Genomic DNA, 19331 nt, shown 5'->3' on the forward strand with positions numbered 1-19331 from the left:
CGGACCGATGAGCGCCCCAACCACGCCCCCCACGGCGGACACCCGCCCACGCCCGCGGGTACCACGCGCGGTGGCCGGGCTGGCGACCTCCATGTTCCTGATCGTTCTCACCACCGCGATGATCGACCTCGCCGAGCCGGCGATCCGCGAGGACCTCGGGCTCTCGACCGCTGAACTCACACTCGTCGTGAACGGCTACCTCATCGCGTTCGCCGGATTGCTGCTCGGCGGCCGCCTCGGCGCCGTCACCGCCACCTCGATGGCGCTGCACGACACCGGGGAAGGCGAATCGGGTGTGCTCAGCGGGCTGGTCAACGCCGTGCAGCGGCTGGGCGGCGCGATCGGGCTCGCCGCCCTGGCCGGGATCGCCATCGGCACCGCGGGGACATCAGGCGGCATCGCGTTCACGACCGTCCTCCTCGGCCAGAGCGTGCTCGTCGTCGTCTCCCTCGTCCTGGCCCTTCTCCCTCTGTCCCACCCCCGAATGCCCCCGGCCGCCGCCGGCCCCTCCTGCCCTTCGATAACCCCTTCGAGCAACAGACCCCGATGACACCACCAGGAAAGGACACACCGATGAACACGCCCACCGTACTCGTGACCGGAGCGACCGGAACCGTGGGATCCGCCCTGGTCCCCGCCCTACGCGCCCGCGGCGCCACCGTCCGCGCCATGGTCCGCGACGCCGGCCGCGCCGTCCCCGGCGTCGAGAACGTCGTCGCCGACCTGAACGACCCGCGGGCGGTCGCCACCGCTGTGCAGGGCGTCGACGCGGTCTTCCTCAACAGCCCCTCGGCGCAGGACGCCGCGGCGCTACAGATCCGGTTCGCCGACCTGGCCCGCGACGCCGGCGTCAGCCGGCTCGTGCTGCTCTCGCAGTACGCGGCGCGCGTCGACTCGCCGGTGCGGTTCCTGCGCTGGCACGCCGAAGTCGAGGCGCACGTGCGGCGACTCGGCCTCGACCACACCGTGCTGCGCCCCAACCTCTACATGCAGGCGCTGCTCGGTTTCGCCGGCACCATCGCACAGGGCTGGTTCGCCGCGCCCATCGGCGACGCCGCCGTCAGCGTCATCGACACCAGGGACATCGCGGAGACCGCCGCGGTCGTGCTGACCACGTCGGGGCACACCGGCCGCACCTACACGTTGACCGGGCCCCGCGCCGTGACCCACGGCCAGATCGCCCAGGCGCTCTCCACCGCCACCGGGCGGGAGATCACCTTCCAGGAGGTGCCCGACGAACAGTTCGCCGCCGCGCTGACCGGGCTCATGCCGCCATGGCAGCTCGACGGCCTCGTCGAGGACTACGCCCACTACGCCCGCGGTGAAGCCGCGGAGGTGTACTCCTGCGTCACCGACCTCACCGGAAGGCCCGCGCGCGACATCACCGACTTCGCCCGCGACCACGCCGCCATGTTCGCCCAGACCTGAACGTCCAGGCCGCTCCCCATGGGAAAGGACCCATTGATCTATCACCGCATCCGATTCGAACCGCCTGCGGGAACGAGACGGGTACGCGCCGGCCGAGGGCGGGCGGAACCCGCGCTCGGCCACCCGCGGCGCTTCACGGGTTCCCCGTACACGCCTTGGGTGTTCGCGAGGTCGCCGCCGGCCCGGTACGTCCGACACCGGCGGAAACCCCTCGTGTCCGGCCCGGACCCGCCCCGCGCCGCAGGTTCACTCCGGAACCGGATAGAGACGGGCGTCGGGAAGCCACCCCGAACCGCGCTCGACCGTCTTGTCGAGTTCCTTCTTCACCTCGACCATGCGTCCGGCCAGTTCCGCGGTGCGGGAATGGTCGTGGTGGAGCGAGGTGGGAAGCAGCCGCAGTGCCGCGATCGGTTCTCCTCGGGCGCTCCGCTCGTAGGTGGGGAGGAGCCCCAACGTGATCCTGCTCGCGCCGGCCTTCCCGTCGAGGCCGGCCAGCCGCCGGTACAGGGCGTGGGTGTAGCGGTTCGCGCGCTCGATGAGCGGCGACGAGTCGCCGCCGCGCAGGTCGGCGAAGCGGTCCGGCCCCCCTGGCGGCACGGGCCAGTACACGGCCGTGGGACCGGTCGCCCACGGGTTGAGCAGCTCATACCCCCCGCCCGGCAGGAGGGACCGGAAGACGTCGGAGATGGCGATCATGTGGGCGAGATAGACCTGGAAACCGGTCCGGCCGACGCTTTGCAGGGCCACCCAGGCGGCGAGGATCCCCGCCCCGCTGCGGGAGTGTTCGATGGTGTGGTGGAGCACGAGGGTGTCCCCCCACGCCCCCTCGCGCGGGGTCGTCGTTTCGCCGTGGAGCGATCGCAGCTCGGCGTCCTCCTTGGCGAGGAAGACGCTGGAGGAGTAGGGGCAGAAACCGATCTTGTGGAAGTCCGCGGTCATCGAGTCGGCGGCCTCGACCCCGGTGACCAGGCGCGTGGACTGTTCGATGCGGGCCAGCACGCCCTCCTCGATACCGAGGGGGTTGCCGGCGAAGTCGTAGTCCCCGAAGAACAGCCACGGCCAGCCGAACGCGGTGTCGAAGTGGAGATAGGGCCGGTAGGGCAGCCCTCGACAGGTCCGGGTCAGCGCGTCGGCGACCTCGTGGACCGGGTCCATCGCGTTGTGCAGGATGTTGCCGCCCGACAGCACCACGCAGGCGATCGGAACCCCCCGCGCCACCAGCCCGGCGACCGTCTCCTCGACCGCCCGGGGCGACACCGCCCGCCCCGGGGCCACGGGGACGCGCAGGCACGCCTCGGTCCCCAGCCCAAGGAGCGAGCAGGCCATCTCCACGCTGTCGTGGTTGTGGCCGGTGGTGATCACCACCGGGGCCGGTCCCCCGGCCAGCCCCCGCCGTGATGCCTCCGGCCGGCAGCGGTTCAGCCCCAGGCGGATCGCGTAGATCAGCCCGGCCTTGCCCCCGAAGGAGAACGTGCCCCCGGCCAGCTCGGGCCGCCAGCCGGCCAGCCCGGCGAGCTGCCGGACGATCTGCCGTTCGACGTCGAGCACACCGGAACTGACCAGGTCCCACAGGGCGTTGGGGCTGTAGAGATCGGTCACGGCCGCCGCCGCCACCGCGTCGAGCAGCGGCAGCGGCATCAGGTTGAAGAAGGTGCCCAGCGAGTGCTGGCGCAACTGCCCGTTGAGGGCCGCCGCGACCGCGCCGAGCACCAGATCGCGATCCGCGCCGGTCCGCGGTATGTGCTCGAACGCCCGTAACCAGCCGTAGTCCGGGGTCGCCGTACCGAGCCAGGAGTCGTCGGCCGGCGTGTCGCGGGGGAGGCCGGAGAACAGGACGCCGATCCGCTCGCGCAGTTCGTCGCGGTTCTGCTCGTCGGGACGCAACATCCTGCGCCGCATGTCCTCCAGCACCGCCGCGTACGGCCCGGCCGGCCCCACCGGTTCCCTGTCGGTCATGCGTCCAGATAGCGGTAGTCGGTGCCGTGCTGCCACGGGAAGAAGTGGAGGTTCCAGGTGTTGAGCATGTTCGCGTACAGGGCGAGGGCGTTGACCAGGGCGAAGTACTGTTCCCGGGTCTCCACGTCGGGCAGGAGCGTCAGCACCTGCTGGGTGAACCTCCACAACGTGTCCAGGCCCGTGTACCCCAGGAACTCCGCCGGGGTCTTGATGAAGGTGGGGGTGATCCGCTTCAGGTCGTTCAGGGTGAGGTCGGTGGTCCGGCAGATCTTGAGGAGCCCGTTCAGGGCGCAGTAGCCGAGCGGCCGCACCTCTCCGTTGAGGAACACCAGGGTGGAGAAGTACTGGTCGTAGCTTCCGGCCCGGCTCGCGATCCGTCCCTGGTGCATGTCCACGATCTCGGCGGGCGGGGTGATCCACACCCGCTCGGTCTCGTCCTGGATCTCCTCGACCAGTTTCTGCACGCCGGGATGGTCGACGGGCGGCGTGCGCGGCAGCGCGAAGTCGGTCACCGCCTCGCCCTTGCGGCGCACCCTGACCTCGATGGGCTGCTTGGTCTCCCACGCGGCCTTCCAGCACGCCCGGCCGGCCTCGCGCAGGGCGTCGATGTCCTCGGGGACGACCGAGCCGACGGGCGCGGCCGGCAGGTACTCGGTCAGCGGCCCGTACTTGACCGCCAGGTGCTGGAGTTGGGACAGGAAGACCGTGCCGTCGGGGGACTTCGTGCGGTCCTCCTTATAACGGGCCTCGGTGTAGACGAGCCGGGGGTCGGCGATGAGGTGGTAGAGGTGGTTGCCGGAGACCAGGGCGTGGTTTTGCAGGCTGTTGTAGGGGAGAAGCCCCGTCCACAGCAGTTCGGCCAGCTCCGGGTTGCGTTCCCAGCTCAGGTCGGCCGTGACCGTGATGCCCGGCTGGACCCATTCGATTTCGATCTGCCTCACCGTTGTCTCCTTATGCTCGTCGGATGAAGGCGTGCGTCGGTTGGGGCGGGGGCGGACGTCGCCCGCGGGACTTCTCGGGCCGCTCAGTCGGTGAACCAGGTTCGTACCTTGACCTTGTCCGGCTTGCCCGCCGGGGTGACGGGGATGCTCCGCACGAATTCCACCCGTCGGGGGACATGGAGGTCTCCGAGGTGGTCGCGGACCAGGGCGCGCAGGTGTTCGGGATCGGGGTCGGCGCCATCGGCGACCACCACGGCCGCGCAGACGGCCTCCCCGCTGTCGGGATCGGGGACCCCGACGACGGCCGCGGCGCGAACGTCGGGGTGCTCGGTGAGCACGTGCTCGACCCGGCGTGAGTAGACGTTGTAGGCCTCGACGATGATGATGTCCTGGAGGCGGTCGGTCAGGTGGAGATGGCCGTCTTCGTCGAACGTCCCGACGTCTCCGGTGCGCAGCCAGCCGCCGCTCAGTACCTGCGCGGTGCGTTCGGGGTCGCGCCAGTACCCGCTCATCGTCATGGGGGACCGCACCCAGACCTCGCCGACCGCGCCCCGTGGCAACGTGCCCCCGCTGTCGTCGCGGATCTCGACCTCGACGTGCGGCAGGGGCCGGCCCACCGCCGTCAACAGCTCGCGGCGCGCGTGGTCGTCCGGTGTGAGCGCCGCGATGAAGGCGGCCTCCTGCGTGCCGTAGTTCTGCATCAGGACCGCGCCCATCCGCTCGCGGGCCGCCGCGACACGCGAGGGGACGGCCGGCGCCCCACCGTAGACGACCCTGCGGAGGCTGGACAGGTCGCTGCGCGGCAGCGCCGGGTGTTCGGCGAGCTGGTAGAGCCAGTTCGGCGCGAGGAAGACATGGGTGGCCCGTTCACGCTCGATCGCCTCCAGGACGGCGTCGGGCTGGAATTCCTCCAGCAGCACCACGGTGCCGCCGGTGGCGAGCGTGCACTGCGCGAGTTCACCGCCCAGGTCCGACAGCGGGATGGGGATCAGGAAACGCCACGGCCCCCTGCCGTACATGGAGACGGCGGCGTCCACGCAGGCGGACATGGCCGTGCTGCTGTGGGCGACCCCCTTGGGCGTCCCGGTGGTGCCGCTGGTGAACGCCACCACGGCGATCCCCTCGGGGTGCTCCCGGTAACGGAGCGGTGTCCCCTCGGGGACGGAGGCCGCCAGGATGTCTCGCCCGCGTGAGGTCGGCCCCAGGGAGAGGACCACGGGCACCGACACACGTTCCAGCAGGTCGGCGGCCCTCGCCTCGACCGAGGGCTCGAACACGAGGGCGGCGCTGTCCGCCGCGGCGATCGCCCTGGCCTGTTCGGTGACGGCCGCCGTCGGACGCAGGCCCACGTAGTGACAGCCGATGGCCTGGACCGCCAGCCTCAGCGCTATCGCCCGCCAGGTGTTCGCGTGGAGGCAGGCCACCCCGCGTCCCGGAGGGATCCCGGCCTCGGTGAGGGCGTGGGCCAGCAGGCGGACCTGATGCCGCAGCCGTGCCCCGGTGACGGAGCCGCCGGCCCCGGTCACGGCCACCTCGCCGATCCCGTCCATGACCCGTCGCGCGTATCCCACCCGTCACCTCCTCCCCGATGTGCCCAGCGAATTCTTACCACGCCGCGCGCGCACGTGAACACAAAGCGTCACATCGGTCGATGGAGGCTTCCCGGGGCGGATGTCGCCACGACCGCCCCGACTCCTCAGATACCCCGCCTGAATAGGGAAAACGAGACGTCCGGGAACGGCCGCGAGGTCCGCCGACGGCCCTTCCACGGCTTCGATGGCGCTCCTCCCTGGACGTCCAAGTCAGCCCGTGCGCGTCAAGCGGGGCGGACCTCCGCCGGTTCCCCTCACGAGGACGGCGACGCCGGGAGCGTCGCGGGACCGGTCCGCGGGGCGAGCACGCCGGTGGACGGCACACCCCCTAGAGGTCCGGGGAGAGGACCCGGGCGAGGTCGGTGACGGCCCGGCGCACCGTCGCCCGCGCGGCCCGCTCCGTGACCATGTCGGGGAACTGGACGAGTTGCGCTCCGAGCCCGTCGATGAGGGCGTGCAGTCCGGCGGCGCGCTGCTCGACGGTGTCGTCCGGCGACGCCGCGAGTCGCTCGGCTGCGGCCAGGATCGCCTCGGCGTCCGGCGGCGGGTCGGCTACGCGCGCGGCGGCGCCGTTGACGCCGCCCCCGGTGAGGCCGCGCACGACGCGCCGGCACTGGTGGCGCGTGCCGGCCCAGCCCGCCTTCCGCCAACGGGCGAGTGCGCTCGTCGCGACAGAGGGCTCGCTGAGCGCTCCGTAGATGCGCCACTCGGCGCGGCGCGTCTCGTCGAGGGGGAGCAGCTCCTCGATCAGCGCGCACGCCGCGTCGACCACGCGGCCGGCGTCGGCGTTCTCGAACGCGACGATCCGCCCGACCAGTCGCTCGGCCGCGAGTTCGGTGACGTGGGCGAGCGCGGCTTCGATGAGCGACTCCTGGGTGGGGAAGAAGTATCTGAGCGAGCCGGGAGAGTGGCCGGCCTCGGCCGCGACCCGGCGCACGGAGACCGCGGCGAAGCCGTCCGTTGCGACGACGCGCATCGCCGCCTCGACGAGCCGGCTCCTTCGGGCGTCGTGGTCGACCCTGTGCGGCATGAGTCCTCCATACCGTTTAGCAGTACAGCTGTGTTAGCTTCTTTCCAACACGCCCGTATTACATAGCAGGGGGAGCCGTGCCTCGAACACGTGACGTGGCGCTCGGCGTCCTGTGCGTCGCGCTCGTCTGCGGAAGCGTGCTCGGTGGAGCGGCCGGCGACGCGAACGCCGCCACCGCGCAAGGGGGAGGCCACGCGCACCCGCCGGCGACGACGGGACCGGAGGACCGCGCCGCCCTGGAGGAACTGATCGACGACCTGGCGCGCGGACACGTGGGACACACCACCCCCGGGGCGATGATCGCCGTCGTCGACGCGGACGGCCCGCTGGTGCTCGACGCGCGGGGCCAGGCCGATCCCATGCGCGGCGTCCCGCTGACGGTCGACTCGCGCACACCGGTCGCGTCCGTGTCCAAGGTCGTGACCGCGCTGACCGCGTTGTCCCTGCACCATCAAGGTTCCCTCGACCTCGACGCCGAGATCGGCTCCCTCGCAGGGGTCACGCTTCGCGACCGCCGCGCCCCGGCCGCGCGCACCCCGGTGACCGGGAGACACCTGCTCACCCACCACTCCGGCCTGGAGGAGCCCCTGCTCCTCCACCCCGATCCGCCCGACGACGCGAACCAGGTCGCGCGCTCCCTGCGATCGTGGCTGGACGAGCATCCCCCGACCCTGCGCCACCCCGCCGACGTCGGGCTCCACTACTCCCCCCTCCAGGGTTACACCCTGATCGGCGCCGCCATCGAGCAGGCCACGGGCCGGCCCTTCGACCAGGCCGCGAGGGAACACGTGCTGGAGCCGGTGGGCGCCCGAGACGCCGGATTCGGCGCGACGGAACCGGCCGACGGCGACGTCGTGCTGACCGCGCCCGACGACACCGGTTGGACCGCCTCGCCCTGGCCGGCCGTGCACGAGGCCCCCTCCGCGTCACTGACCTGGTCCACCCGCGACGCCGCCGCATTGCTGCACGCCCTCCTCGCCGACAACGGGCGGCTCTCCCCCGAGGTCGTCGCCGAGGCCACGACCACCGCCGTCCGCCCGGCGCACGGTGGTGACGGCCACACCCAGGTCTTCTTCGAGACGTGGCGGGAGGGGGTCCGCGTACTCGAGCACGCCGGTGGGAACGGCGTCGCCTGGCTCGCCCTGCTGCCCGAGGCCGGACTCGGCGTCTTCGCGGCCGTCACCTCCGACACCGCGGACGCCATGCCCTTCGCCCCCGCCGTCGTGGACGCCGTCGCCAGGTGGGCGGTGGCCACCGGCCGGGTCGCGGCGGCCCCGGAGCCGCAGGCGGGACGCCCCACGGTGGTGCCGCCCTGGGCCGGTGACCTCGCCCCCGCGGTCCCGGTCGGCACCTTCCACGAGCGTCTCTTCGCGGGCCGCGGGCCCGAACTCGCGCTGCGCAGCCTGACGGGTCAGGTGACCGTCACCCGGGACGGGGAGGATCTGCTCCTCGGGGAACGGCGGTTCGCCCCCGCGGCGCCCGGTCGCTGGTGCGACCCCCACGGCTGCATCGCGGGCGTCCGTTCGGCCGACGGCGCGGTGTTCCTGCTCCGCGGCGACCGCAAGATGCTCGAACAGACGCTGGCCCCGGCACCGTGGTGGGCCCGTCGGGGGTTCACCGTGACCGCCCTGGCCGGTGTGCTCGTGCTCTCCGTCGCCGCCGTGTGCGCCGTCGTGCGCGCGCGGGCGCGCGGACGCCGTGGCACGGCGGCCCGCGCGTCCCGCCGCCTGGGCCTGGCCTGGGTCCTCCTCGCGGTGGGTGTGGCGGTCGCCGCGCCCATGATGGCGCTGTCCCCCCTCGTCACCGGCGGCGCGTGGGTGCCGGCCGGCGGAGCGGCGGTATGGGTCCTGCGGCTCGCGACGGCGGCCGGCCTCGCCGTCGGCGTCGGCTGGGCGGTGACGGTCGTCGTCCGCTGGCGCGGGGCCGGGGCGCCTCGGCGCGTCGCGGCCGTGGCCGCGTTCCTGGCCGGGGCCATCGCCCAGCTCACACTGCTCACCTGGGCGCTTCCCTCCTGACCCGCGTCCCATCGTGGCCGTCCAAGGCGCGGCGGCGGCCCCGGCGAGGCGGTCAGGGGGACAGGGACGGGGGGACGGTCACGCCGTGGTCGTTGCGGAGCGCCGACAGCGCGGCGAGGTATCCCGACATTGCGTGCACGCCGGGGCCGGGAGGGACCGAGGCCGAACAGAGGTACACCCCCGGCAACGGCGTCCGGTAGGGATCGATCCTCGGCGTGGGCCGTATGAGGGCCTGGCGCAGGGTCATCGCCCCGGACGCGATGTCCCCGCCGACGTAGTTGGGGTTGTACGCCTCCATCTCCGCGGCGGAGACCCCTCGTGAGGCGATGATCGTGTCGCTGAACCCGGGGGCGTAGGTCTCGATCCGCCGGCGGATCATGTCGACCGGATCCCGGGTGTCCCCGTTGGGCACGTGGGCGTAGGCCCACACCGGGCGTCTGCCCCCCGAGGCCCGGCTCGGGTCGGTGACCGCGGGATCGACGAGGAGAACGAACGGCTCGTCGGTCCGCCGGCCGCGCGCGGTCGCCGTCTCGACGCGGAAGACCTGCTCCTGCGTGCCGCCCAGGTGCACGGTGCCCGCCCCGGCGACCTCCCGGGCCGTCCAGGGGATGGGCTCGCTGACGAGGAAGTCCGCCTTGGCCACACCCGGGGCGTAGCGGAAGCGGCGCAGTGCCCTGCGGTAGCGGGGAGGGAGCCGGTCGCCCGCGAGGCGCAGGAACCCCCGCGGGGCGACGTCGAGGAGCACCGAGCGCGCCGGCGGCAGGTCGCCGAGGTCCCTGATCTCGTGGCCGGTGCGCAGGACACCGCCGTGCGCGGTGATGTCGGCGGCGAGCGCCTCGGCGATGACTCCGCTCCCTCCCCGGGGCAGGGGCCATCCGGCATCGGTGTGCGCCAGGTGCCCCAGGAGGAGGGCGACGGCGGCGCCCGGCAGCGACGGCAGGGCACCGACCACGTGCCCCGCGACCCCGGCGAGGAGGGCCCTGGCGCCGTCCGTGACGAAGGGGCCGGTTCCCCGACCGTGTTGGAGGACGCGGCGGGCGAAGGAGAGGGCGGCGACCGGGTCGGCGGGCAGGCGCCTCAGGTCCGAGAGGAGGAGGTCGACCACGGCCCCGCTGCGCGCGACGAGCGGCGCCATGAGACGGCGCCAGCGCCGGGCGTCCTCGCCCAGCCCGGCGCAGGTGGCGTCCAGGTCGGCCGCCGCGAGCGCCGCGCGCCCGTGGGGCAGGGGGTGGGCGTAGGAGACGGCCGGCCGGAGCAGGTCCACCCCGCGCGCGACCAGGTCGAACTCCCGGAAGAAGCGTGAGGCCGCGGCCATCGGGTGGACCGCGGCGCACACGTCGTGCACGACGTCGGAGTCGAAGAGCGGGACGGTGCGCAGTCCCCCGCCGATCACGTCGTGCCGTTCGTACAGCTCGACCTTGAGTCCGGCCCGGGCGAGCGTCACCGCCGCGGCGAGACCGTTGGGACCGGTCCCCACGACCACCGCGTCGATGTCTCCCATCTCGCCCCCTCCCGCCGGGTGTGAGCCCCGGCCCGGCGCCGACGCGGGTGGGCACCGAGGCGAGGGGCCGGACGGCTCCACGGGGTCGCCTCCGCGGACCGGCGCGCCTCGTATCGCTCCCCTCAGAGTATGGACGCCCCCGCCCGCGGAGGGGAGGGCCCCGGCGCGCCCGGTGTCCGACCGCCCCTCACCGGCCCGAGCCCACTCGCGCCGGTGAGGGCCGTCATCGGGTTCATCCCGTCAGGGGCCCGGGAGCCTTCCTCACCCCCAGCCCCGGCGGATCGGACGGGAGGTCCGGGTGGTGGAACGCGGGTCCCTGGCCCGGTAGACGACGTAGGGCCGGAAGAGGTAGCCCACCGGCGCGGTGAAGGCGTGCACCAGCCGGGTGAACGGGAAGAGCGTGAACAGGGCCAGGCCGATCACCACGTGGAGTTTGAAGGCGAAGGTCGACGCCGCCATGGCCGCCACGTCGGGTTGCAGGATCCAGATGCTGCGGAACCACACCGACACGGTCTCGCGGTAGTCGTGGCCGTGGCCGCCGGTCAGATCGGCCCCGGCCGACAGCAGGGTGGTGGCCAGCCCCGCGACGATGGCCATGGTCAGCACCAGGTACATGATCTTGTCGTTGACGGTGGTGGCGCTGAACACCGGTCCGGTGGTGCGGCGCCGCCAGATCAGCAGCGCGATGCCGCCCAGGGTGCACACCCCGGCGACGATGCCCAGCGACAGCGCCGTGAGGTGGTAGGCGGACTCGGGGATGCCGACCGCCTCGGTCCAGCTCTTGGGGATGAGCAGGCCGATCACGTGGCCGACGATCACGACGAGCAGGCCGAAGTGGAACATCGGGCTGGCGATCCGCAGCAGCCGCGACTCGTACAGCTGCGAGGAGCGCGTGGTCCAACCGAACCGGTCGTAGCGGTAACGCCACACGGTCCCGCCGACCAGGACGAGGAGCACCAGGTAGGGCAGCACTCCCCACAGGGCGTAGTCCAGCCAGGTCATCGCGCACCCCCGAGGATTCCGCTGTTCACCGGGGACCCGACGCCCGGCATGCCGAGGTCGACGGGCCCGCCGTAGCCGTCGAGACCGACCGCCTCGGCGGGCGGGCCGAGGCGGGCCAGCCTGCGAACGGCCTCCTCCTGCTCGGGGCCGGGTGGCGGCAGGGTGGCGCGGACCGCGTCGAGGACGGCCGCGTAGGGGGTGGCGTACTCGTGCAGGGCGGCGCCCAGCAGGTCCAGTCCGGGCCGGAAGTAGTGCAACAGGGTCTCGCCCCATTCGGCGTCGCCGCGGGCGGCGAACTCCAGGATCACGGCGAGGTGGTCGGGCAGCTCACGCGGGGAGAGCTCCCAGCCGCATCCGGTGTAGATCTCCTTGATCGCCGCGAGCGTGTGCCCCCGCCGGCGGGTGTCGCCGTCGAGGTAGAAGGTCATGTGCGGGGTCCGTTTCCCGCGCATGTCGAACGCCTCGACGTAGTGCATCCCCAGATCCAGCGGGGACTCCGTGGCGGTGTGACGGCACAGGCCGAGCAGCGCATCGCGCGCCTGGCTCCCGGGCAGCGCCCGCAGTCCCTGTTCGACCAGCGGCAGCCGCTCGCGGAAGTCGGCGTCGGGGTAGGCCAGCAGCAGCGACGCCGCCTGGCGCAGGACCGCCGTGTCCCGCGCCGTCCCGATGGCCCGTTCCTTCTCGGCCCTCTTGGCGCGGCCCCTCACCCTTCTCATTCCGTCCCCTCCTCGGCCGCTTCGGCGCCGTCCTTGCGTTTCTTGGGGAAGAGTCCTTCGGGGCGGCCCCTGCCGTCCCAGTTCAGCAGGTTCACCCGTTTCGCCGATCCCGACGGTTTCTCACCGGATTGGCGGACACGCAGCGCGTGGAAGTTCTCCACCGTCGCCGGACGCGCACGCCCCGACGCTTCTCCCCACGGCGCCGCGCCGCCCATTCCCCCCATTCCTGGGCCTCCCTCGAAGTCCAGGCTGCACCCGACCTCCTCGATCACCCCGCGATCCGCCTCGTCCACCCCGTAGGCCGTCGGAATCACATACCGCTCGTCGTACTTGGCCACCGCCAACAGCCGGTACATCGCCTCGATCTCGGCGGTCCGCATCCCCACCGCCTCCGCGATCCCCTCGTCCACCGGCTCCCCGAGGTTCACCCGCCGCATGTGCGACCGCATCGCCGCCAACCGCCGCAACGCGCCCACCACCGGCTCCACGTCCCCCGCCGTGAACAGCTCGGCCAGGTACTCCACCGGGATCCGCAACGCCTCGATCGCCCCGAACAGGTTTCCGGCCGCCTCCCCGTCGTGGCCGGTCTCCACCAGCGCGTCCACCACCGGTGACAACGGCGGCACGTACCACACCATCGGCAACGTCCGATACTCCGGGTGCAACGGCAGCGCCACCCGGTACCGCGCCGCCAACGTGTACACCGGTGAGCGCCGCGCCGACTCCACCCACCGCTCCGCGATCCCGTCCCGCCGCGCCGCCGCGCGCACCCCCTCGTCCTCTGGGTCCAACATCACGTCCAGCTGCGCCGGGTACAGATCCCGCTCGTCGGCCACCGCCGCGGCCTGTCCGACCCGCTCGGCGTCATAGAGCACCACGCCCAAATACCGCAGCCGGCCCACGCACGTCTCCGAGCAGACCGTGGGCAGCCCCACCTCCACCCGCGGATAACACAACGTGCACTTCTCGGCCTTGCCGGTCTTGTGGTTGAAGTACACCTTCTTGTACGGACAGCCCGTCACGCACATCCGCCACCCTCGGCACCGGTCCTGATCGACTAGGACGATGCCGTCCTCGCTGCGCTTGTACAGCGCCCCACTGGGACACGAGGCCACACACGACGGATTCAGGCAGTGCTCACAGATCCGCGGCAGGTAGAACATGAAGGACTCCTCGAAGGAGAACCGCACCTTCTCCCCCAACCGCCGCGCCAACGGGTCCCCGCCCGCCACCTCCGGCCCACCGCCGAGGTTGTCGTCCCAGTTGGCGCTCCACTCGATGTTCATCGGCTCGCCGCTGATCAACGACCGCGGCCGGGCCACCGGCATGTCATCGCCCAACGGTGCCACGATCAGGTTCTCGTAGTCGTAGGTCCACGGCTCGTAGTAGTCCTGAATCGACGGCATCAACGGATTGGCGAAGATCGTGGCCAGCTTGCGCAACCGGCCCCCCGCTCTGGGCACCAGTCGGCCCGACCCCGTGCGCCGCCACCCGCCCCGCCACCGCTCCTGATCCTCGTACTGGCGCGGATAGCCCTGCCCGGGCCGGGTCTCCACGTTGTTGAACCACACGTACTCCACACCACTGCGGTTGGTCCACGCCTGCTTGCACGTCACCGAACACGTGTGGCACCCGATGCACTTGTCCAGATTCATCACCATCGCGACCTGGGCCATCACCCGCCCGATCGGCCGCCCCGCGCCATCGCGAATCTCCATCGTCTCCTCACCTCGTCAGCTCGTTCGTGGTCGGCCGGCATCCCGCCACACGGCCGTGCCGTGGATCGGCGACACACCGACCGCGTGTCACCGTCGCGCCCCGTGCCCTCTTTCCGACCGCCGCTCTGGTCTGCTCCGGACCGGCGTCAGTACCTCACCTCGGCGACCCGCTTACGCACGACCGTCACTTCGTCGCGCTGATTGCCGGTGGGGCCGATGTAGTTGAACCCGTAGGCGAACTGGGCGTAGCCGCCGATGAGATGGGTCGGTTTGACGAGGAGGCGGGTGAGGGAGTTGTGGATGCCGCCGCGCCGGCCGGTCGTCTCGGTCTTCGGCACCGCGACCAGCCGTTCCTGGGCGTGGTACATGTAGACGGTTCCGGCGGGCATGCGGTGGGAGACCACGAGACGGGCCGCGACCACCCCGTTGCGGTTGACCGCCTCGACCCAGTCGTTGTCACGGGCCCCGATCACCTCGGCGTCGGCCGGGCTCATCCAGATCGTCGGCCCGCCCCGTGACAACGTCAGCATCAACAGGTTGTCCTGGTACTCCGAATGGATCGACCACTTCGAATGCGGGGTCAGGTAGCGCACCGTCACCTCGCGCTGCCCCCGCGGCCCCAGCTCCGGCTCCCCGAACAGCCGGTGGGCGTCCAACGGCGGCCGGTACACCGGCAGCACCTCACCGAACTCGCGCATCCACTCGTGGTCCAGGTAGAAGTGCTGGCGTCCGGTCAGGGTGTGCCACGGCTTGTCGTGCTCGACGTTGATGGTGAACGGCGCGTATCGCCGATCCACCGCCTCCTTGCCCGACCACTCCGGACTGGCCCCCACCGGCGTGGGCCGGGTCCGGGTGTCGGCGAACACCACCCTCCGCTCCCGTCCGCCCTCGATCAACTCCGACAGGTCGGTCCCGGTGCGCTCGGCCAGCCGCTCGAACCCCTGCGACGCCAGCCGGCCGTTGCTCGTCCCCGACAACGCCAGGATCATTTCGCACACCTTGACGTCGGTGTCCAGCAGCGGGCGCCCATCGGCGACACCACCGCTGACGACGCCGTTGCGCTGCCCCAGCCAGGCGATCTCCTTGTCGGGGGTGAACGACACCCCCTTCACCGGGAGCCCCTTGGTCTCGGCCAATGGGCCGACGGCCGCCATCTTCTCCGCGACGGCCGGGTAGTCGCGCTCGACCGGGATCAGGTCGGGCATGGTCCGGCCGGGAACGGGGATCTGCCCGTCCCGTTTCCAGTCGGGGGCGGTTCCGCCGGGTTGGGCCAGCTCGCCCGGGGTGTCGTGCTGGGGCGGCACCGCCACCACATCGGTCACCACGCCCAGATGCCGCTCCGCCAGCTCGCTGAACCGCTTGGCGATCGCGTGGAAGGCGTCGAAGTCGGTGCGCGCCTGCCAGGGCGGGTCGATCGCCGGGGCGAACGCGTGCACGAACGGGTGCATGTCCGTGGTCGACAGGTCGTACTTCTCGTACCAGGTCGCCGCCGGCAGCACGACGTCGGACAACAGCGTCGTGCTGGTCATCCGGAAGTCCAACGAGACCAGCAGGTCCAACTTGCCCTGGGGCGCCTCGTCCCGCCACACCACTTCCGAGGGCCGTGACCCCGGTCCCGCCTCGGCCCCCTGCACCGCCGAATCCGCGCCCAGCAGGTGCCGCAGGAAGTACTCGTTGCCCTTGGCCGAGGATCCCAGCAGGTTCGCCCGCCACACCGTCAACACCCGCGGCCAGTTCTCCGGCGCGTCCGGGTCCTCCGCCGCGAACCGCAGTTTCCCGGAACCGAGCTGGTCCACCACGTACTCGGCGGGATCGCGTCCCGCGGCCTTGGCCTCCTTCCCGAGCTCGATGGGGTTGCGGTCGAAGGTGGGGTAGGAGGGCATCCAGCCCATCCACGCCGAGGCCGCCACCAGATCGGCGGTGTGCCTGCCCGCGAGCCTGCCCGGCCCGGTCGGCGCGGTCAGGGCGTCGGCGTCATAGGCGTCGTAACGCCACTGGTCGGTGTGCATGTACCAGTAGGCCGTGCCCGGCATGAAGCGCGGCGGCCGGGTCCAGTCGGAGGCCGCGGCATAGGTGGCCCAGCCGGTGTGGGTGCGGCACTTCTCCTGGCCCACGTAGTGCGCCCACCCTCCTCCGTTCACCCCCTGACAGCCGGTCAGCAGCAGCAACGTGAGGAACGCCCGATACATCGTGTCGCCGTGGAACCACTGGTTCACCCCGGCGCCCAGGATGATCATCGCCCGCCCGCCCGACCGCTCGGCCGTGTCGGCGAACTCCCGCGCGATCCGCACCGCCGTGGCCGCCGGAACCGAGGTGATCTCCTCCTGCCACGCCGGCGTGTAGGGCAGCGAGGCGTCGTCGTAGTCCCGTGGCCACTCCCCCGGCAGCCCCGCGCGCCCCACCCCGTACTGGGCCAGCAGCAGATCGAACACCGTGGTCACCGCTTTTCCGCCGATCCGGCGGATCGGGACGCCCCGGGCGATGACCCGCCCGGCTCCCGGCGGTGTCGACGCGCCCGTGGTCTCGTCGGCCTCGTCGAGGTCGAATCGGGGGAGGAGCACCTCCACCGCCTCGGCCCCCTCCCGGCCATGGAAGCTCAGCAGTGGGTCCCGTCCCTGCAGGTCCAGATTCCACCGCCCCCGCCCGGCCTCCCCCCACCGGTGTCCCAACGTCCCGTTCGGCGCCACCACCTCCCCCGACGCCTCGTCCACGAACACCGGCTTCCACGTCCCGTCCGGGTCCCCGGGCAGCGCCCCGGCCACCCCTTCCACATCCGCCGCCGTCACGAACCGTCCGGGCACCCACCTCCCGTCCTGCTCGTCCAGGGCCACCAGGAACGGCAGGTCGGTGTACTTCTTCACATACGACTCGAATGCCGGGGTCCGCTTCTCCACGAACCGCTCCCGCAGCACCACGTGCCCCATCGCCATCGCCAGCGCCCCGTCGGTCCCCGGATGTGGCGCCAGCCACTCGTCGGCGAACTTCGACGCGTCGCTGTAATCCGGCGACACCACCACGACCTTCTGCCCCCGATACCGCGCCTCGGCCATCCAGTGCGCATCCGGCGTGCGCGTCACCGGCACGTTGGACCCCCACACCACCAGATAGGCCGCGTCCCACCAGTCGCCCGACTCCGGCACGTCCGTCTGGTCCCCGAACACCTGCGGCGACGCCACCGGCAGATCCGCGTACCAGTCATAGAACGACAACATCGACCCGCCCAGCAGGTTCACGAACCGCGCCCCCACCCCCTGCGACACCTGCGACATCGCCGGAATCGGTGAGAACCCCGCCACCCGGTCCGGACCGAACTCCCGGATCGTGTGCACATGGGCCGCCGCCACCATCTCCACGGCCTCCTCCCAGGAGACCCGGACCAGTCCCCCCTTGCCCCGCGCCCCCTGGTAGCGCCGGCGCCGTACCGGATCGGCCGTGATCTCCGCCCACGCCGCCACCGGGTCCCCCGACCGCGCCCGCGCCTCCCGGAACATCTCCACCAGCACCCCGCGCGCATACGGATAGCGCACCCGCGTCGGCGAGTACGTGTACCAGGAGAACGCCGCCCCCCGCGGGCACCCCCGCGGCTCATACTCCGGGCGGTCCGGCCCCACCGACGGATAATCCGTGGCCTGCGTCTCCCACGTGATAATCCCGTCCTTCACATATACATTCCACGAACACGACCCCGTGCAATTCACCCCATGCGTCGACCGCACGACCTTGTCATGGCTCCATCGATCACGATAGAAAACGTCACCCTCGCGACCTCCGTCCTTAAAAACGGCCCGAAGGTCCCTTGATGACTTCGACCTTGTCAGATAAACCCCGGCCTTGAGCAGAAGATCCGCAGGATCACCGCTCTGTCCTGGTTCTTTACCGGTTCCACGCATAAGGCTTTCCCCGTTTCTCGGCAGACGGAAGGCAACGATAAACAGGCCGCAAGCAGTTCTCAAAGAAGAAGACGACCGGTCTCGCTCACAAACTACTCCCCGAACACGGAGACTCGCATTTGGGGGGTGATCACTTCCCTCGCGAATACAGGTCTAGAGTAAGCCTCGACCGATTACTTAGGGGGTTACCGATGCCGAGGAAGTCACGGGAAACGAAGAACCCCGTCTATCGGCGGGGTTCTGCCGGGGGCAATCTGGCGGTGGCGACGCTGGCTTTCGCCATCACCTTCTGGGCCTGGAACCTCATCGGCCCCCTCGCCGGCACCTACACCCGGCGTCTGGACCTCTCCCCCACCCAGACCTCCCTCCTCATCGCCATCCCCGTCCTGGTCGGCTCCCTCGGCCGCATCCCCGTCGGGGCTCTCACCGACCGCTACGGCGGACGCGTGATGTTCACCGCCACCACCCTCGTCAGCATCGTTCCCGTCCTCCTCCTCGCCCTGCCCATCACCTCCTATCCCCTGCTGCTCACCTGGGGACTTCTCCTCGGCATCGCCGGCACGACCTTCGCCATCGGCATCCCCTTCGTCAACGCCTGGCACCCGCCCCACCGCCGCGGTTACGCCACCGGGGTCTTCGGCGCCGGGATGGGCGGCACCGCCGTCTCCGCCTTCCTCACCCCCCATCTCGCCAACACGCTCGGCACCACCGCCACCCACCTGCTCATCGCCGCCCTGCTCGCCCTCACCGCCCTGGCCACCTATCTCTTCGCCCGCGACGCTCCCACCTGGACCCCCAACACCGCTCCCCTCACCCCCCGTCTCAAGGACGCCCTCCGTCTCCCCGCCACCTGGCAGACCTCCGCCCTCTACGCCCTCGCCTTCGGCGGCTTCGTCGCCTTCTCCACCTACCTGCCCACCCTCCTGCAGACGGCCTACCACTTCGCCCAGACCGACGCCGGCCTGCGCACCGCCGGTTTCTCCATCGCCGCCGTCGCCGCCCGGCCGCTCGGCGGCGTCCTCGCCGACCGCATCGGCCCCGTCCGCGTCTGCCTCGTCTCCTTCGTCGGCACCGCCCTGCTCGCCATCGTCTTGGCCCTGCACCCACCGGCCGAGCTGCCCGCCGGCATCGCCTTCGTCCTCACCGCCTTCGTCCTGGGGCTGGGCACCGGTGGCATCTTCGCGCTGCTGCCCCGCCTGGTCCCCTCCACCCAGGTCGGCACCGTCACCGGCCTCGTCGGCGCCGCCGGCGGCCTCGGCGGTTACTTCCCGCCCCTGGTCATGGGCGTCGTCTACCAGGCCACCGGTGCCTACACCATCGGTTTCGCCCTCTTGGCCGCCGTCGCCCTCGCCACCGCCGTCTACACCGCCCGGACCTTCCGCCGTGTCGAGGTGGGGAACACCTGACCCCTCGCCTCAGGCGACGTCCCAGGATCGGAGCCCTCTCGGCACCCCCGAGAGGGCTCCGTGGTCTCCGGACCGCGCGCGGATTCGGCCGATGGCGTCACCGAGGTGACGGGCGCGCTGGGCAACGGCCTCCTGC

13 protein-coding genes are annotated in these 19331 nt (G+C 71.7%); 4 read left to right on the forward strand and 9 right to left on the reverse strand.

All coding sequences use genetic code 11. The annotated features are described in order from the left end of the window. Nucleotides 1–7 precede the first annotated feature (7 nt). Together ACYVHU_RS18830 and ACYVHU_RS18835 are read left to right on the forward strand one after the other, a co-directional pair. Nucleotides 8–550, forward strand: coding sequence for an MFS transporter (locus tag ACYVHU_RS18830; RefSeq protein ID WP_144390194.1), 543 nt, complete (start codon nucleotides 8–10; stop codon nucleotides 548–550). Between the two features lie 23 nt (nucleotides 551–573). Continuing rightward, nucleotides 574–1428: an SDR family oxidoreductase gene (locus ACYVHU_RS18835; RefSeq protein ID WP_078762926.1), complete on the forward strand. Its 855-nt coding sequence runs from the start codon at nucleotides 574–576 to the stop codon at nucleotides 1426–1428. Nucleotides 1429–1674: 246 nt separating this feature from the next. Here ACYVHU_RS18835 and ACYVHU_RS18840 read toward each other — a convergent pair whose 3' ends face one another. The 4 genes from ACYVHU_RS18840 to ACYVHU_RS18855 form a co-directional block, all read right to left on the reverse strand. Further along, nucleotides 1675–3384 carry a pyridoxal phosphate-dependent decarboxylase family protein gene (locus tag ACYVHU_RS18840; RefSeq protein WP_498949144.1) on the reverse strand — a complete coding sequence of 570 codons (1710 nt, stop codon included), beginning with the start codon at nucleotides 3382–3384 and terminating at the stop codon, nucleotides 1675–1677. Continuing rightward, nucleotides 3381–4325, reverse strand: coding sequence for a cucumopine synthase-related protein (locus ACYVHU_RS18845; protein ID WP_078762928.1), 945 nt, complete (start codon nucleotides 4323–4325; stop codon nucleotides 3381–3383). Before ACYVHU_RS18845 ends, ACYVHU_RS18840 begins: the two co-directional genes overlap by 4 nt. An 83-nt stretch (nucleotides 4326–4408) precedes the next feature. Next, a complete protein-coding gene (locus ACYVHU_RS18850) occupies nucleotides 4409–5896 on the reverse strand; it encodes a class I adenylate-forming enzyme family protein (protein WP_144390195.1) in 1488 nt (495 codons plus the stop codon). Between the two features lie 349 nt (nucleotides 5897–6245). Next, entirely contained in the window at nucleotides 6246–6947 is a 702-nt protein-coding gene (locus tag ACYVHU_RS18855) for a TetR/AcrR family transcriptional regulator (protein ID WP_078762930.1), read from the reverse strand. A 77-nt stretch (nucleotides 6948–7024) separates the two neighbouring features. Here ACYVHU_RS18855 and ACYVHU_RS18860 point away from each other — a divergent pair, with 77 nt between their 5' ends. Continuing rightward, entirely contained in the window at nucleotides 7025–8962 is a 1938-nt protein-coding gene (locus ACYVHU_RS18860; protein ID WP_144390196.1) for a serine hydrolase domain-containing protein, read from the forward strand. 52 nt (nucleotides 8963–9014) lie between these two features. On the opposite strand, the gene ACYVHU_RS18865 is transcribed toward ACYVHU_RS18860, so the two are convergent. The 5 genes from ACYVHU_RS18865 to ACYVHU_RS18885 form a co-directional block, all read right to left on the reverse strand. After that, nucleotides 9015–10463, reverse strand: coding sequence for a phytoene desaturase family protein (locus ACYVHU_RS18865; RefSeq protein ID WP_078762932.1), 1449 nt, complete (start codon nucleotides 10461–10463; stop codon nucleotides 9015–9017). 261 nt (nucleotides 10464–10724) lie between these two features. Further along, nucleotides 10725–11465, reverse strand: a complete 741-nt coding sequence (gene narI / locus ACYVHU_RS18870; protein WP_498949145.1) for a respiratory nitrate reductase subunit gamma — start codon at nucleotides 11463–11465, stop codon at nucleotides 10725–10727. Beyond that, a complete protein-coding gene (narJ, locus tag ACYVHU_RS18875) occupies nucleotides 11462–12181 on the reverse strand; it encodes a nitrate reductase molybdenum cofactor assembly chaperone (protein WP_432939483.1) in 720 nt (239 codons plus the stop codon). Before narJ ends, narI begins: the two co-directional genes overlap by 4 nt. Next, nucleotides 12178–13899: a nitrate reductase subunit beta gene (gene narH, locus ACYVHU_RS18880; protein ID WP_432939480.1), complete on the reverse strand. Its 1722-nt coding sequence runs from the start codon at nucleotides 13897–13899 to the stop codon at nucleotides 12178–12180. The genes narJ and narH overlap by 4 nt, the downstream gene beginning before the upstream one ends. Before the next feature lie 146 nt (nucleotides 13900–14045). Beyond that, nucleotides 14046–17789, reverse strand: a complete 3744-nt coding sequence (locus tag ACYVHU_RS18885) for a nitrate reductase subunit alpha (RefSeq protein ID WP_498949147.1) — start codon at nucleotides 17787–17789, stop codon at nucleotides 14046–14048. 191 nt (nucleotides 17790–17980) lie between these two features. On the opposite strand from ACYVHU_RS18885, the gene ACYVHU_RS18890 reads away from it, so the two are divergent. Next, entirely contained in the window at nucleotides 17981–19195 is a 1215-nt protein-coding gene (locus ACYVHU_RS18890; protein ID WP_078762936.1) for an MFS transporter, read from the forward strand. Nucleotides 19196–19331 lie beyond the last annotated feature (136 nt).

Source organism: Marinactinospora endophytica (assembly GCF_054780875.1).

Excerpts from the sequence above, each read along its gene's own strand:
- ACYVHU_RS18830 (WP_144390194.1), top strand. The coding sequence starts at position 8 with ATGAGCGCCCCAACCACGCCCCCCACGGCGGACACCCGCCCACGCCCG.
- ACYVHU_RS18835 (WP_078762926.1), top strand. The coding sequence starts at position 574 with ATGAACACGCCCACCGTACTCGTGACCGGAGCGACCGGAACCGTGGGA.
- ACYVHU_RS18840 (WP_498949144.1), bottom strand. The coding sequence starts at position 3,384 with ATGACCGACAGGGAACCGGTGGGGCCGGCCGGGCCGTACGCGGCGGTG.
- ACYVHU_RS18855 (WP_078762930.1), bottom strand. The coding sequence starts at position 6,947 with ATGCCGCACAGGGTCGACCACGACGCCCGAAGGAGCCGGCTCGTCGAG.
- ACYVHU_RS18865 (WP_078762932.1), bottom strand. The coding sequence starts at position 10,463 with ATGGGAGACATCGACGCGGTGGTCGTGGGGACCGGTCCCAACGGTCTC.
- narI (WP_498949145.1), bottom strand. The coding sequence starts at position 11,465 with ATGACCTGGCTGGACTACGCCCTGTGGGGAGTGCTGCCCTACCTGGTG.
- narJ (WP_432939483.1), bottom strand. The coding sequence starts at position 12,181 with ATGAGAAGGGTGAGGGGCCGCGCCAAGAGGGCCGAGAAGGAACGGGCC.
- narH (WP_432939480.1), bottom strand. The coding sequence starts at position 13,899 with ATGGAGATTCGCGATGGCGCGGGGCGGCCGATCGGGCGGGTGATGGCC.
- ACYVHU_RS18885 (WP_498949147.1), bottom strand. The coding sequence starts at position 17,789 with ATGCGTGGAACCGGTAAAGAACCAGGACAGAGCGGTGATCCTGCGGAT.
- ACYVHU_RS18890 (WP_078762936.1), top strand. The coding sequence starts at position 17,981 with ATGCCGAGGAAGTCACGGGAAACGAAGAACCCCGTCTATCGGCGGGGT.